General features: G+C 47.5%; 1 protein-coding gene (cut by a window edge). It reads right to left on the reverse strand.

Going from position 1 to position 17,919, the window contains the following annotated elements:
- Window positions 1–17,919, reverse strand: partial view of a DUF4347 domain-containing protein gene (locus tag AMJAP_RS15455; RefSeq protein WP_201356390.1) — the 3' portion only. It continues 11,709 nt past the right edge of the window; 17,919 of the gene's 29,628 nt are visible here — the last part of the coding sequence; the start codon falls outside the window, past its right edge; it ends in the stop codon at window positions 1–3.

The following is a 17,919-nucleotide window of genomic DNA, read 5'->3' on the forward strand; positions in this document are numbered from 1 at the left end:
TTAATGTTTTGTCGTGTTTTTTAAAGCCTGCAACCAGTCTTTACCAGACGCAGATCCCACTTCTTTGGTTTCAATAAAACGTTGCGTTGCTTCATCCCAACGCTTCACCCGACGCTGCTTATGACGCAGTTCGCTGAAACCTTTTGTAGAAAGTTTTCCTACTGAACTTCGCTCTCCGCTTGCCAACTTCCAACCCGCTAAGGCAGCAATTGCAGCGGCGGTACCTACCTGAGCGCTTTCCTCAATATTATCTTCAGCGCTTCCATCAGCCGGAAGCTGTTCAGCGCCTTCTTCTGGTGCTTCAGGTTCTTCTTCGATAGCTTCAGGCTCAACCTGAGGCTCCACTTGAGGAAGCTCATCAGACGTTTCTGGTTTCGGTGCTTCAGCAGACTCGTCCACTGAACACACAATTACATTACCATCAGCATCTAAACAAGCTTCATCACCCGGATTCTCTGGATCGCCCTTAGTATCCTCTAATGGCGCAGCAGATCGGTGCGCAGTCTCATCTTCAACATAAATAGCCGATTCCGATTCAGACTCTGAATTAATTCTAAAGCCCACCACACTTAACGCAGCCAATGATGACTTCTGCAGTTTAAACGGCTCTACTTCAGTAATATCAGGGCTGTCATCGTACAAACTAAACTGCGTGCTTGCGATAAGGTCAAGTTTACCCTGACCCAAACGTATCACAGAGACTCCGTTTTCAAAACCTGTCACGCTAGTGTCGATCAGGGCACGACCATATTCTCCGATCATTGCATCCTCTGAGAGGTTACCAAAGAAAATATCACTGCCGAAACCTCCAAACATAATATCGTTTCCGGCTCCGCCTCCCAGCACATCGTCACCACCGATAAACAGTTCAGACGCTTCCGCACTGATCAACTTCCCATCAGCAAAAATGGCCAGTCCGCCATCACCAGAGATGAAGTCATCACCATCACCGCCTTCCAGCTTATCAGCGGCAGCACCGCCGATAATGACATCGTTGTTGTCACCTCCGTGGACCTCATCGGCCCCTCCTATCTCAGAGTTCTTACTGAAGATCTGATCAAGAGTGGTAGGATCGCTATCTTCAGTGTTGAAATTAGCTTCACCTAAATCACCGACAACACTGTCATTACCCGCACCGGCGTATATCACTTCATCACCCAAACCACCAAAAATCAGATCAGCTCCAGCACCGCTGATTAATGTGTCGTTGCCAGAAGTGTCCATAGTGATATCGGTTGTTTTATAAGTATCTCCCAGACCATTTATATAGTCAGCTACGCCATTATCACCGAAGATAACGTCATCGCCTGCAGCCGTTTCAATACGGTCATTTCCGACACTACCGAATGCAAGGTTATTACCACCACGGGCATTAATATCATCATCGCCACCCAGAGTACTGAGTTCGCTGACTACCTGCACTCTCTGATCGCCCGCCACATTCAATTGCACAAAGCCATTATCACCCATCAAGATACTGTTTCCGGTACCCGTGTCGATGTCATCGCCATGCGAACCACCAAATACAATGTTGTCACCATTGCCTGCTTCAATGGTATCGATACCACCTGTCGATGCAGAAGTATCGGTTGTTTCGGTTCGGTTCAGTATGCCATTCAGATAATCCAGCTGACCGTTATCACCGAAGATTCTATCTGCTCCTGCACCGGTAGTAATGCCATCATGGCCAACACCACCCAGTACCAGATTATCACCTCCTGTCGCGCTAATAACGTCATCACCTCCCAGAGAGCTCAGCTCACTGGTAACTTGAATACGTTTACCATCAGCAGCAAAGATCGCGGTTCCGTTATCACCTATCAGTATGGCCTCACCCGTACCGGAGGTAAGCGTATCGCCGTGGGTACCACCCATCGCAATATGTTCACCGTTACCCAAAACGATGCTATCTATACCACCGGTGGTTGCAAGCACATCCTGAGTATCGATTGTGCGCAGCGTTCCGTCTGTATCAAATAGCAATTCACCGTTATCTCCCAGCACACGGTTATCACCGTTACCTGCAGAAACCGTATCGCTACCAAAACCTGCAATAACAAGTTTATCACCATCACCGAGCGTCACAGTGTCATCACCACCCTGACTGATGTTAGTACTGCGCCCGTCAGTAATAATGCCAGCAACAAAGTTCAGCTCACCATGATCACCCAGAATATAGTCATTACCATTACCGGTAATGACAGTATCACCGCCGGCTCCCGCAATGACTACGTTATCACCTGAAGCGACCTGATTCAGTTTGATAGTGTCTGCATCACCAGCAGTACCATTATTAATAGCCTGTTGCAGGATACCATCCACCTGATAAATCAGATTACCGTGATCGCCCAGTACATGATGGTTACCATTTCCTGCAGTTACCTGGTCTTTACCAATACCAGCAATAACAACTTTATCGCCATCACCCAGCATTAGAGTATCGTTACCACCCAGGGTATCTTCTACGCTATTCGCACTACGGAGAATCTGGGTCGTTGAATCAATAACCAAATTGCCATTATCTGACAGAATTTGGTCTGTGCCCGCACCCGTAGTAATAATATCGGCACCCTGTCCGGCGATAAGCTGGTTATTACCATCTCCCAGCGTAACAGTATCATCGCCACCTTCTGAGCCGGCTGTGCTGGTCATGTTACTCAGTTTACCGGCTGAATAGGTCAATTCACCATTATCACCGATCACCCGATGCTGACCTTCACCCGCATCAATAAAGTCAGCACCGACACCCGCGATCACTGTTTTAGTGCCGTTACCCAGATCGATATCATCAGCACCACCGTCTGCGGTATCAGTGCTGGCAATTGAAGTGAGTTCCGCATCACTCCAGCTGATCTGACCGTTGTCGCCCAGCACGATATCGGTGCTATCACCGCTGTCGATATCGTCGCCACCGACACCACCGATGACGATGTTGCTGTCACTGTTAGTACCACCCAGCGTCAGGATATCAGCGTCACCCTCTGTGCTGGTGCTCTTAACCGTTTCCAGATTCAGGCTGGCATCGTAGGCGATCTCACCTTCGTCACCCAGAACCACCCGGTTACCCGCGCTGTTCACTGTCGTTTTAACGGTGTCCTTACCCTTACCTGCAATCACGATCTTGTCGCCACTGCCCAGGGTAATAGTATCGTCACCGCCCATTTCACCCAGATCACTCTGCATGTTGGTCAGCTGTTCGCTGCCCTTAACACCGGTGTAGGTCATGGTTCCGTTATCACCCAGCACATGGTCGGTGCTGGTTGCTGTATTCACCGTAATACCGTCAATACCGCTACCGCCGATCACCTGATTCACATCACCCGACAGGGTAAGCGTATCGTCACCACCGTCCACATCGGCATCGCTGGTCATGCTGCGCAGTGCGCCAGAAGCATAAGTAATCGTACCGTTATCACCGATCACCCGATCGGTGCCATTGATACCCGTATCAACCGTATCGTTGCCGACACCCGCGATCACTGTTTTAGTACCGTTACCCAGATCGATATCATCAGCACCACCGTCTGCGGTATCGGTACTGGCAATGGAAGTGAGTTCCGCATTAGTCCAGCTGATCTGACCGTTGTCGCCCAGCACGATATCGGTGCTATCACCACTGTCGATATCGTCGCCACCGACACCGCCGATGACGATGTTGCTGTTAGTACCACCCAGCGTCAGGATATCGTTATCACCCTCTGTGCTGGTGCTCTTAACCGTTTCCAGATTCAGGCTGGTATCGTAGGCGATCTCACCTTCGTCACCCAGAACCACCCGGTTACCCGCGCTGTTCACTGTCGTTTTAACGGTATCCTTACCCTTACCGGCAATCACGATCTTGTCGCCACTGCCCAGGGTAATGGTATCGTCACCGCCCATTTCACCCAGATCACTCTGCATGTTGGTCAGCTGTTCGCTGCCCTTAGCACCGGTGTAGGTCATCGTACCGTTATCACCCAGCACATGGTCGGTGCTGGTTGCTGTATTCACCGTAATACCGTCAATACCGCTACCGCCGATCACCTGATTCACATCACCCGACAGGGTAAGCGTATCGTCACCACCGTCTGCATGGGCATCGCTGGTCATGCTGCGCAGTGCGCCAGCAGCATAAGTAATCGTACCGTTATCACCGATCACCCGATCGGTGCCGTTGATACCCGTATCAACCGTATCGTTGCCGACACCCGCGATCACTGTTTTAGTGCCGTTACCCAGATCGATATCATCAGCACCACCGTCTGCGGTATTGGAACTACTGACTGAAGCTAGCTCTTCATTGTTATCCCAGCTGATCTGACCGTTGTCGCCCAATACGATATCCGTACTGCTGACAGTCGTCGGGATATAGCTACCAGGGTTAGCCTGATCTTCTTCGACATTGATGCGAATAGTATCTTTACCGGAACCACCAACAACGATGTTGTTACCATCCAGCAGGGTGATGATGTCATCATCACCTTCGTCACTACGACGGCTTGCCACACTAGCCAGCGCAAAAGTAACACCTGACAGATAGGTGATCAGAGCATGATCACCAAACACCAGTTCATTACCGCTGTCATCACTGATGACATCCTGCCCTGCTCCACCAACCAGAGTGTCGTTACCCGCACCACCGGTTATAGTATCGCCGTTACCAACATTTCCACCCGCAAAAGTAGATTCCAGTGATGCCAACAGACCATCACGGAAATACTGATAGCGGTATTCAATACCTTGCTGATCCTGCTCCGACACATTAGCGCTAGTCACCGTCACAGTAACTGTCTGTGGCCCACTTGGCGGAAGCGTCAGTGTGATGCTTGCCAGGTCGCCAAAGAGGATATCCCGGCCTTCGTCACCGGAAATAATATCGGCGCCCAGACCGCCAAAGATCAAATCATTATCTTCATTACCTGACAGGTTATCGTCAAACGCTGAACCAAAGATAACGTCATCACCCTGATTACCTTCAATAGTCACACCAAAGCCAGACTGAGATGCATCAATTACATCATCACCCAAATCGCCTTTTATGGTCAGAGATGTCTGACTATTCAAGGCGCGGGTGTTTGTATTAGTAACAGTGACATCATCATCACCCTCATTAGCTTCAACCAGCGTATGAGCGTCCGCAATAACACCGGCAATAGTAATGTCATCATTACCCTTACCTGCTTTCAGATTAACGCCGGCACTGCCATCCGCCTGACCATAGTTACCTCTGAAATTAATGTCCCCCTGACTGGTTTCAGTCACCGAGGTGTAACCGGAGCGGTTACTATTCGTCATGGTAATTTTGTTATTAGTGAGATCTTCACTGTCATCGATAATCAGTGTGTTATCACTCGCATCGGTTCCGGCATCGATAGTCACTGTGCCAACGATACCATTCAGATTCTGTGACTTACCGACGGTAATATCATCTTTACCCTCACCAGTATTAACCGTCACTTCACTGATAGACTGACCCAAACTGTCTTTAATAGAGACAGTGTCTAAAGAACCACCCAGATTCAATGTGAAATTTTCAATCGTATTGTAATCGGCATGAATACCACCGACATTCAGGTTCTTCAACGATAATACTTCGAAAGAATCCCACTCTGTCTTAGTAGCAACCACAGAGTTACCACTTGGCCCTGGTGTAAATACCGCACTTGAATATGGGCTATCAGGATCAGCACCCGCCGGCGTTCCAGCCGCAGAGGTAACCGTATAAGTACTGGCATAAGACAATACTTCAGCCACCAGGCTACTCGTATCTTCGAAGTCTTGAGCCGCATTGGCCCGTGTTTCACTCAATACTGTGATAGCCACACGGCTCAGGTTACGCAGGAACTTATACTGCTGATCCAGGGTTTGCTTAAGCGCATCAAGATCGACACTACTGGCGGTAAGCACTGCCTGTACAGCAGTCAACTTATTGTCGATTGTAGTGATCTTCGCATTGAGACCAGCCTGATCAGACAACGCCTTATCATCATTACCCTGAGCTTTAGACAAGTTAGCCTGAGCTTCAATGATAGCGTTATTCGCGGCTACGTAACGAGCATCCTGGCTATAGTCGAATGTATATGTGAATGAAAGACCTAAGAAGTAATTAAAGGTTACGGTGTAATCGTTTAGCAGTTCACTACCTGGAAGCAACAATGTTGCTTTAGCTGCATTAGCCTCATTCAGCCTCTCCTGGAAGAAGGAAACAATCGCAGTATTGTGAATTACAATGGCATCTATTTCCTGCTTATCTGCCCGCAGCGAGACAAGCTGTGCTTTGTACTGAGATTCCAGTCGGATAGATTCCAACAACTCAATAACCGTATCGAGCTTATCAACATTAGCCTTGTAATCAGCCTTAAAGTCTCCGAAATTAAAGCCATTCTCAAGATAGGTTGCAGCCGTCTCGAACTTGAGCATATTACGATACGCGGCACGATAATCTGTGTACTTAGCATCACTATAGTTAGTGAAGTCTTTAGCCAATTCCTGAGCCAGTTTGTACGCACTGACAACATTGGCAAAGCCTGTGTCATCAAACAGATCCAGCGAATCCTGCCAGGTTGGTGCTGACAACCCATTGAACGTTGTCGCAGCGGTATAACCGGCGGCATTTGGAATGGCCTGCCAAAGAGCCCTGATATTGCCAAGCTCGGTAGTTTCAGGGGTAAACTGAACATCCACCTCAAGCTGAGATCTAATCAGATAAACCCATTTATCCCAGGAATCTGCAGTACCCGCTGTTGCACTCAGAACCGAACGTAAACTAGTCAGTTCGGTGGTCACTGCATCAACTTTCGTTGCTATATCACCCGTTGCAATAGCCAGAGCATGGGCATCAGCAATTGCATCATTCAGCGCCGTTAAAGCAACATTACTGGTAGTAGTAATCTCTTGCTCTATCGTATTAAGCGCACTTACGACTCCGGCATTATTTCCTATTACGTCATTTGTTGCTTCTGTAATACCACGCTGCTTCACAGCAATAAAAAAGGCATCCAGCTCAGCTGATGACAGACCTGATGTTGCAGTTCCGGCAGCATTGGTGAAGTATGACTTCAACGGCGCAGTTGCACCTTTCAACTCAGCCCTTAACGTTTCTAACTGCTTATTCGCAACCAACGACTGTGCTTTCAGAGACTCAATATTCGCCAGCTTACCAGCGATGTAAGAATTCACCGGAATAACGTAGCTAGTCGCTGTTGGCAGAACCTGATCAAGCGCATTCCAACCACCGTCACCAATCTTATAACCTGTAGTGATGCCATCACCATAGATTCGCATTTTCAGCGCCAGAGTCAGTGTTTCAGCCGTTTTGTCATACCCTGCCAGGACCGTGTTTGCATTAAAGTCCTGTGGATTGCCTACACTGAAGTATAAATACCAGTTAGACCATCCCGGGTGGTTTGCTGTCATCCAGGAACTGGTAGGCGCCTGTATCTGAGAGTTCCACAGACTCCATTGAGAGAAAATGGACTGAACCGCAGAATCAGCCTGCCTTTCAATCGAAGCCTCCAGGCGAGCAACTGCTGCTTCTTTCGATGCCACCGCCTGACGAGCGTTGTAGTATTTAGCAAGCGTACTCTCAAGATAAGATCTTAAAATACTCTGCTGATCCTGAATTAACCCATCTACCTGATCAACTAAACCGATCTGCTGCATATACAGATTCTTAGTCGCCGTGAGAGCTTCCTCCAGACTTACACCTAATTCATTTGCTGCCTGGACTGCGATTGCCTGTAGATCTGCAGCGTCAACTTTCAGTGCCGCTTCTTCCGCGTAAGCCACCGATTCAGTTTCAAGCTCTGCGCCTATCAGAACATTCTCTGCAGCTCCTTCGGGAGTAGTGTCATCGACGGTTAGCTCAAGCGCATTGGTAACTTTACTGAGTTTCTCCTGTTGCAAATCATGCTGGACAGTACTCTTCACTATCTCTACATCGGTGGAGCCAGTCAGATCAGTACTATCAACGATAACACTATCACCATCGCCACCTTCACCCAGCATGAACAGTTCACTATTGATCTGATCAACCGTACCCTGCCCAACCGTAAAGGTATCATCACCATCACCACCGCGAAGGAAGGTCTGGCCTGCTATCGCATTAACATTAAAGTTATCGTTCTCACCACCACCCTGAACAAATAGTTTGCCGGCAAAACGATCATTATTTAACGTCAGTGTATTAGCTTGAGTTTCATTCAGATTTAGTTTTATTTCCTCAGGCGCCTCGAAGTAAATTCTTGGCTTTTCATCACTCATAAAGACTGAGTTCAACGCATCTCTGCGTACCTCATTCCAATACTTGATGTTCAGAGGATCGGTGATATCAACTGGTTTCAGATAACCGGCTTTTAGCTCCAGATCAATAGTGGTGGCCGTAATAAGACTAACGCCAATCAGGTCATAATAAGTAACGCCATCTTTCAACGTTTCGGTGTACTGCCCCTCAAACGTAAGCGTCTCAAGCCCTCTGGTAATATCACGAATCTTATAAAGAGGCTCAGTACCTGACGGGTTGGTGATATCGTAGTTAACGGTAAAGCCTGTTCCATTTAGGAAAGTAGCCAGCTGATCACGAGCCAGACTAATTGTATCTTGATCTGTCAGGGTGTTCTGGAATACCGCATAAGATACCCCTGCTGCAATCGTGATAGATTCTAAGCCGGTACCTGCGACAGCATTAGCCGACAAACGACTAATCAATCCTTGGCCAGTAGCCGAATCCGCATCCGTATCTGTATATCGATCATCAAAGGTTATCTGGTTATGCAGATGGTCATTAACCATCTCTTTGATGCCATCCTGCGCTGATGTTGACAGGGTGTTAAGCTCAGCAATCAGGTCAGTCTCGCCAACAGCATTGGTAGCAGTGGTAGGGAAGTTAATCTGAGTTACATCCGTATCGATCTCTTTCCTTATCAGATCACGCGCTTCGAAGGTCAGCTTATCTGCCCCTTCCTGATTATTGAAGACAACAGTATCCAACCAGCCTTCTGAATCCTTTATCTCAACCGGGTTAAGAATACCTGCCAGGGTAGGTGCCGCGGCTACTACCTTCTTCAGGGTATGCGCAGGAACGACAACCTCAAATGGTACGACCCGATCCAGAGTCTCCGTCAGTTCAATATCAAGACCGTAGGCAATTGATGCTGTACCTGCTGAATCATAGCCGCCTACAGAAGCATAATCTGTACGTTTACGGGTTGGGTAATTCAGATCAAATTCAAGCGTATCGCCACCGAAGTAAATTGTGTCACTACCTGAGCCGGTATTGATAATAAGGTTCGCTACAGCACCCATATCGACACCATAGACATAAACCCGGTCATCTCCGGCACCGGTAATAACCTGAATACTCTCAATATTCAGTAGCTCTCGAAGTTTAACGCCAGCACCGTAAATACGCTGAACCGTCTCATTCGTATCTGGATCTACCTCGGTGAAGATGTAGAAGGTATCACTCAGTGCAGTACCAACAATAGCGACGGAGTCAAAGCCAGCACCACCATCAATTTTGATATTGGCATTTTCAACATAAACCAGCGAGTCTACATCGACCTGTCGTGTATCATTATTACCCTTTTGGTCAGCTTCACTCCCTTCACCAGAGGTACCGCTTAAGGTCGCAGTCTTATTATCGATCTCTACCAGATCTTCATCTTCATTAATCGTCAGTAGTGCTTTAATGAAGAAGGTGTCATTACCCTTATCACCATACAAGCCGATATCTGCTTTGTTATGGTTGACCTCAAAATAATCATCGTCATCGCCACCATAGATATTCATCTCGAAAGAGGTGCCGTTGGTAACCTCAAGGGCAATGTCGATCAGACGACCTTCGACCGAGACCTCACCGGCTTCGACTATAGAACCAATATAGAACTCGTCATCACCATCACCACCGAAGATATCAATCTCTTGTGATGTATCATCGCTGATAACCTTATCGTTACCCGCGCCAAGATGTACCGTGACCTGCTCGATAGTTGAATAATTCAATACCTGATAGTTAGATGAATTAGACAGTTCAGACTGTTCAACCGCCATTAACGCATCGGTATCATCCAAAGTTGCCGCTGCAAAGTCTCCCGCCACATCATCAAAATGAGAGATCAGCAAGCCTTCACCCTCATTACCTAGCTTAGAGCCGAAGGCACCAAATGAAGCAAGCGTACGTGCATTAATGATATCGAGTTGAATCAGGTCACCATTAACCAGATCGCTGCTACCTTTATAAAGCAGCGTATCTGCACCGTCATCACCGGTGTCTTTCAGATTAATCAGACTGCCGCCAACAATACCCTGGGCAACCGTGAAGATGTACTTATCACCCTGATCGCCACCATCAATCTCAACAACCGCGCCTGTACCGGCCAGGTCGTCGAATAGTGTAATAATATCGCTGTCATCACCGGTCTTTACGTCGATATTTCCAAACAGTTGAGACAGGGTAACTTCATCCGTTCCCCCCTCAGTAGTCAGTGTCAGGCTAGCGGTTCCTGACGCACCTACATCCACCTTATCGGCACCGGCATGGGTATCAATAATCAGAGTGCTAAGCGCTGAATCAGTATTAATATCCAGGTCATCAGCGCCACTACCAGTAGTGATAGTAATATCTTCAACATAGCGAGTGGTGCCAATATTCACATCAGCGACTTCACCTGAATCAGTATTCAGGTTCAACTCGACATTTTCGAACGAGTTCATGAAGAAGCCGTAGTTCAGATCCTGACCAGCTTCACTAAGAGTTAACGTATCGTAAGTCACGTCATAGGCATTCGCCTTAGAAACGGCATACCCTTCTGCAGAGGTTACCGTCACACTCTGGCTATAGTCTTCTCGAATCTGAATCAGGCTGGGCAGATAGAAGAAGTCATCGTCCTGTACTGTCTGAATATCGAAATAACCGATTCGGCCATTGTTATCCAGATGAACCCGGGTGCCATCTTCAACCGGCGCAGTAATATCCGTCCGCTGAGCCTGATCAAACGCAGCTTCAATTAGATTTTTTACAGTAGTATCGTCAAAGTCCTGATCAACCCTTCCACTCTGGCCGACCGCTGTCACATAGTCATTCCAGGTTGCAGCAGTAAGATAAACATTGTTCTCCAGAGCTGATGCTCCAGCAACAAGCCCATTGACCCGATTGATCGCAACAGCACTCAGTATCTTATTACCACTACCGTCAACGCTATAGTAACTCTGTGTATAGTAAGCACCATTAAGTGAGTTAAGCTGCTGAACGTACTCTTTAAGCATCTCAACTTTGTTTGTAGCAAGACTTGAAGTAGCAGAATCCCCTTCACCCACAATCAGATTAGGAAAATCAGGCAATAGACCGAAAGTAACAATTTTCACCAAGGTCGGATCAGCATTACCCGTGGTAGTAAGAGCCACCGCTTCAGAGTCATTACCATTTTCATCGGGTAGCGCCACCAATCGATCCAGGAAGCCAATAGCTCTAGAACCAATATCAAGACGGCTGTTATAGAGATTACCAAGATCAACATCAGCTTGAGCCCATAGATCATCACGATATGAACGCTCAGCAATATAAGTATCTAAAGTGGTAACACCCCCGTTAACCGAACCAAGCGCACTTGGCAGGTAAACCTGCAGGCCAGACTCAGCAATGACGTCCAGATCCTTAGTCTTGTTATCAGTATTAACGATATCCAGTGTGATATAGGAGAGCAGGCTATTAAGCGCCGCACTTAAGCCATCAAAAGCAGTGCCATTAAGCGTTTTAAGATCAGCCAGTTCTGTACTGTTAATAATCGCATTCAAAACGGTCAGCGAGAACTTAGCCTCATCTGGCACCGTCGTTCCCACAGGCAACTGGCCAATTAGATCCAATCCCCGATTAGCAAAATCTAATACTGAATCAAACCATGCGGACCGGTCTGCTGCGAGAGTCGTACCACTGGTGCTATCCCAGACGATACCAGTAATCGCTGTATGTTGAGCACTAATACTGGTGAGTACCGACGCCAAAGTGCGGTTAAACAGACCATCAGGATCCGTCGCATCAGGTACAACGCGATCAATCGATACATTCACGGTAACCTGATCTACAGGAGGCTGAGTTGAAGTACCCAACAATCTGTCGAGAACACCAATATCTAATTCTTTATGCGCGCGAACTAACGCATCCTGCAAATCAGAATGACTAATGGTATGCGCAGCATCGTAGTAGTAAGAATCAACCAGATTCAGATCGTTCTGGGTAACCGTTTCACCTGCGAGGACTCGCGCTTCGATTGCAGAAACTAACGGGCCATAGGCTCGCTCCAGTGCACTTTGTAAAGTGGCTGGGTTGTAAGTATCAACTAAAGCCTGCTCTACTGGTGTGACTGAATTACCTGCAGCAATATCCGCTTCAAGTTGAGCTACGACAACACTTTCATCGTACGCAGCGATCAGTTCCAGATCACTCTGCAAAGGCGTCTCACTGGCGGCGAGTGCGGCAGCTATCCGTGCTTGAACGGCGGCAACTATCAAATTCTCTGGAGGCGTTGCGCTAAAGGTGAAATCCCCCAGGCTCAACGTCTTCGCTTCTAAATCAGCTGTCAGTGCTACACCAGCGGCACTGCTTTCAGCATTCACATAAACCGTATCATCACCAGCAGCACCGGCAACTCGTACTACACCTGCAATACGAGAAAGATCATAGCTTTCTGCCATATAGCGGGTTTCAGTACGCTCTGGAAGTTTATCAAAGCGATAGGTTGCTAAACCTTCAGTCTCTACCGCGCTATATGTTTCTACCTGGTTGTAGGCAACATCATTAAGCGCCTCAACCTTATAGAACAAAGCAAGGAGGTCGGCCAGCAGATCACCACCGCTAAAGTTATTTTCGATAGGGCGATCCATGTGCCACTTATCACCGACACCCTCCACATGAGGCATATTCCCGTTATGTTGTACCTGAGTGGTTAACACGCTATCACCGAGGATATCGTTATCACCATGAGCATCAAGATCGCCCTCATGTACATGAATCAGATCACCTGCCAGCGCATAATCAACGGCAACACTGAGGAACTCATCATAAAGAAGGTCATCAACTGATAACTGACCAAAGCCACCATCACGATAAGCATCCAGCCAGATGTAGTTACCGCTCATTAACTCCAACACGCCTTCTATAGGTAAAGCACTCTGCATTTTAGGTGCGGTACCATTGACCAAAGAGGCATAGAAGTTGTTATTACCAGAGGTACCTGAATTCAGATTACCCAACGGGGTCGTATTATCGAGAAGCGCCCTTATAGCTGCCGTATCAGTTTCATAAGCGGTGAACTTATTAATCTCACTCTGGCTGGTGAACGGCACTTTCGAAGCATCATAATTATCATGCCAGTGCGTCCACAACCATAGGTGGGTTACTCTTTCTGCATAAGGGTTATATATGTAGGTGTCAGTATTATCTATCGCATTGGCAAAGTGATACAACGCCGCAGCAACATTCGCCTCCAGCAGGTTCCAATGCTCAGGGCTTATTGAAACCTTAGATGAATCGGCACCCTCTGGGTACCACTTATCATAGAAAGCCTGGAACGCAGCAATCTTCTCACCTGCCGTCATCTCGCCATCTTCGCGACGCACCAGACTGATATTATCAGTGACAATATCGGTGTTAGTCAGGACTTCCTGCAATAGCTTCTGAGTCACGGTATAACTAGCAGAAGCAGCCGGATAGGTCACTTCAAACTCCTGCTGAGCCCCCCCCAGATGAAGCTTGTCGTCGCCTGAGCCCATATTTAACATCAGGCTCAGACCTTCATCCAAACCATACAGCCATACCTGATCATCACCGGAACCGGTAACCAGAGCCAAACGCTCAATGCTATCGATATTTTCCAGTTTCAGGCCCGCACCATAAAGGTATTGCTGACCATCATTATCCGTGTAGATATAAAAATCATCTGCCAGTGCTGTACCGGCAATAACAACCGTATCAAACCCGGCTCCGCCAAAGATCTCAACCCGATTATTTTCGATATAGTCGAGCAGAATATCTTTATCTTTCTCGTCGACATAACCTTCATCATCACCAGCACCTGTAGTGATCTTTCCGCCTTCGTCTTCAACAACTTCACTGTCACGCTCAACCTTGTGAGCTTTCAGGAAGAAGGTATCGTCACCGGCTTCACCGTACAATTGCAGCTCACCAACGTTGTGGTTAACCTCAAAGTAATCGTCACCACTACCACCGTAGAAACTAGCGTTATAGCTCACACCTGCGGTAATACCATCACCGATACCATCACCATCGGTATCAGCATTATCAACAATTTGAACCTGTACCTGATGAGCTTCTGCACCCTCACCTACGGTAATCGATACCATTTTAGTCTTCAGTACCCGACCAACCAGGAAGTTATCATTACCCTGGTCGCCATAGACCTTCACAGCCGCCGCAGTATTATCAGAAATAAAGGTATCATCACCTCCCCGCCCGTGAATTGAGACTCGTTCGGTGGTGTAGTTGTAATACACTCGCTGGAAGTCACCAGCAGCAAGATCACCCGACGCTCGAGTCTGAGCAGCAGCATCAGCAATATCCGCAGGGTTAGTGAATTGAGCTGCATCAACACCTGTCAGGGTCAACAGATAATAATTACCCTGGCTATCTACCGCATCCGTAGCAGTGCTGTTAAAGGTTAGCATCCATGGGTCTTGCTCTGTTCCCAGACCGACTAACTGAGCACTACTATCGATTGACTGCAACGCAACCAAAAGTTGCTCGGTATAGCTAAGGCTACTGCCTGCATCGTAGGTAAAGGCAACGCTGGTATTGTGATAGTTAAGAGAAAATGACTCGTTGTTCGCTGCTGTACCGCTGATGCGATTAAATATCTGTGACTTGTTAACTGGATTATCAAACATCGCATCGATGTCCGGAGCACCCGCAAGCAGTGAATTGGCAGCCCCCGGGGTCAGTCGCTGCACGTAAGCGGTATTAATACCCGTTAATGCATCTCCTGATGATGTTACCGTCAAAGCAAGACTGGTATCAGTTACATCCACCAGGCTTACCCGCCAAGGCTTTTGTGTACTTCCATCCCCACTGGCCGTTACATCATTGATTCCATCCAACGCTTCCAGCTGACTTTCAATATGGTCACGTTTTTGTTGATCTGTCAGTGCTTTCGGCGTAATACCGTCAGCTTCTACACCCCGTTCTATCGTTGTGAAGTCAACAACGGCTGTAAGACTGTTATAACCAAAGGTAACGCTCTCGCCAGACAGTTCTAACTCATAATCCGCGGTGGATACTTCAGCATCTAACTGAATAGTATCGTCACTATCACTACCCTGAAGAATGACAGAATCGGTCTCTATACCCTGACCACTATCAACCACTCGCACATTAGATGAACCACTTACCGTGCCACTTAAGGTTATCGTATATTCATCGCCGCCCTCTGTACCATCAAGAACAGCCTGTTTCGTAAAGTTACCAATGCTGAATTTATCGTTATAAGCACTACCATACAGATAAAAATTATCAAACAGACTAATGCCATTACCATTCGCATCCGACTCTATCTCAGTCGGGCGGTCAGTAATCAATTCATAGTCACCGTTTTCATCTTCTTCCATACGTTTTTGATCGAACGTAATCGACAGGCTGGTATCCGTCAGTACAAATACGCTATCGGAAATACCAAAAGACTCAATCAACGTGTTCTCTGAAACGCCGGTACCGCTATTAATAAAGGTATCAACACCCTCACCACCGGTCACTCGGTTAACACCATCACCCACATCAATTTTATCGACAAAGAGACTACCAACAATCTGGTCATTACCACTGCCACCGGAAAGGGTTAGCTCATCAACTACCCGGCTCAACAGTACATCCTTACCTTCAACAACATCCGGACGGTTAGGCACATTGCCCGCCAGCAGCGTATCGTTACCACCTCGGGCATCAATGTTGACCGTATCGTTGATATCCTCAGAAATCCCTGCATCCAGCGACAGGTTTCTCAGGGTAATGACGACTCCATCGTTATCGACTCCATCATGTGTATGAGTGACCTGCATCACATCGAAGTTGATCTGTTCGAGGTTTTCAACACCCCGGTTAATGATCTCATTACCCACTACAAAACGATCATTTACATTGCTACTGTCGGAGCCATAAATACTGATCGAATCGACCGATTCATCAGTAATAATACGTGGGTCCAGGAACCAGTCTTGCGTATTAGTTTTAACCGCTACGCCTGCATCATTAATTTCCCAGACATCTTTCAGAATCTGACGTGGAACCTGACGTTCAATTACCTGGAACGCTGACAGGAATTCTCCAGTACTGTTCGTATTAGTATCGATATCAAAGACAGCGGCGATACCGCCATCCATCATGGTGGTCCATTCACCATTCTGTTGCAGCTGTTCAACTACTTTCATCAGGCTGACGTTCTCGGTTGACGAAACGCCACCGATGGCCTTAGCTGCACTGTCGTAAACAGGCTTGAGTACAAAATTAAAATAATCTATCGCGGCAAGTGATGGGTCTGCCACGTCCATGCGAATATGCAGCACAGTATCGGGAGCGGCACCATCCGGATCAACAAATTCGGTTACAACCACCTGATCAGCAGAAGGAGTATCCCCTATTGCTGCAATATGTCCCGCGGCCAGATTAAAAGCAGAACCATCCAGCAGTTGTGCATAAGTCACCTGCTGAGTCGTACCATTTCCATAGGTAAGTTCGTAAGTATCAAAACCTTGAGGAATACTTAGCTCTTGTTGAATATTTTGCTGGAACGCATTACTTACCTGAACAGTGGTCGCTCCACCACTGCTGCGGGTACCTGAAAATTCAAAATACTGATCAACACCCAGAGTTTGCCCAAGATCAACACGCCAGCCGCCATTCTCAGCGGTGACAACAACAGCAGTAGCGCCTGTTAATGTTTCAAACGCACTTTTAAGCACTGCAGAATCCTGCACATCGCTAACGGCGATTGAGTTCACAGTGCTACCGGGTGTTTTAATACTCAGTGTAACGCCAGTGACACCAACCATAGCTGGCACTATAAACTGCTCGGTATCCTGCATTGTTTCAGCAGCGGCACGATCGAAGATCAGCTCATCTGACGTCAGGGTATAAGACTGCCATGGCAGTTCAACGGTCAAATCACCGGCCAACGCACTATACGCAGCAACCTGCATACCATTTTCACTGGTGGCGAAGCTGATCGTCCAGTTACCACTGCCGTCATCAACTACTGACACATCACCGACACTGATCGCATCGTTGGTCTCAATCTCAGTGATAATTGCAGCCGCAGTTGTAGACGTCAGATCAACCGATTGAAGTGTTGCGTAACGTATCTGCCAGCTAACCCCAGCAGCAGGATCGGTATCCGTTATAGTAATAGTACTCGCGACAACATTTGTCAGTGCTTCAATTTCAGCTCTTACATCCGCTTCTGACTGAGTAGAACTAGCACGGTTTTCAACCATCTGCGTGTAGATTTCTACTAAACCACTGCTCTGATCCAGCGTTAAATCAAACTGCTTGTTAGTAACATTAACCAGCGTTTCACCGACATACGTACTAATATCTGTCGTTGTTTCAGTAGCACCGGCATGAGTAATTTCCAGGCTTTGAGCCAGGGCACTATCAAACGTTATCTGCCACTTACCGTTAACAATAGAAATATTCGCCTGACCAAGGCCTAATGCCGCGAATGCGGCATTGACGTTAACCTGATCAGAGGCATCATCGCCAGATAGATCAATAATTTCTGCCGTGCCACCCCCGTAGCTCAATGAAGCGGTAGTAATCTGCGCCCCAATAGCATGTGCGAAGGTATAAACATATGAACCGACAGGCGTTGGAGTTGCACCAGTGGACGACTGCATCGGTCTTTCAAGTTCACTTGGCACAGAAAATACCCAGTTGCTACC

Origin of the sequence: Amphritea japonica ATCC BAA-1530 (assembly GCF_016592435.1) — a bacterium.
Classification (GTDB): Bacteria; Pseudomonadota; Gammaproteobacteria; order Pseudomonadales; family Balneatricaceae; genus Amphritea; species Amphritea japonica.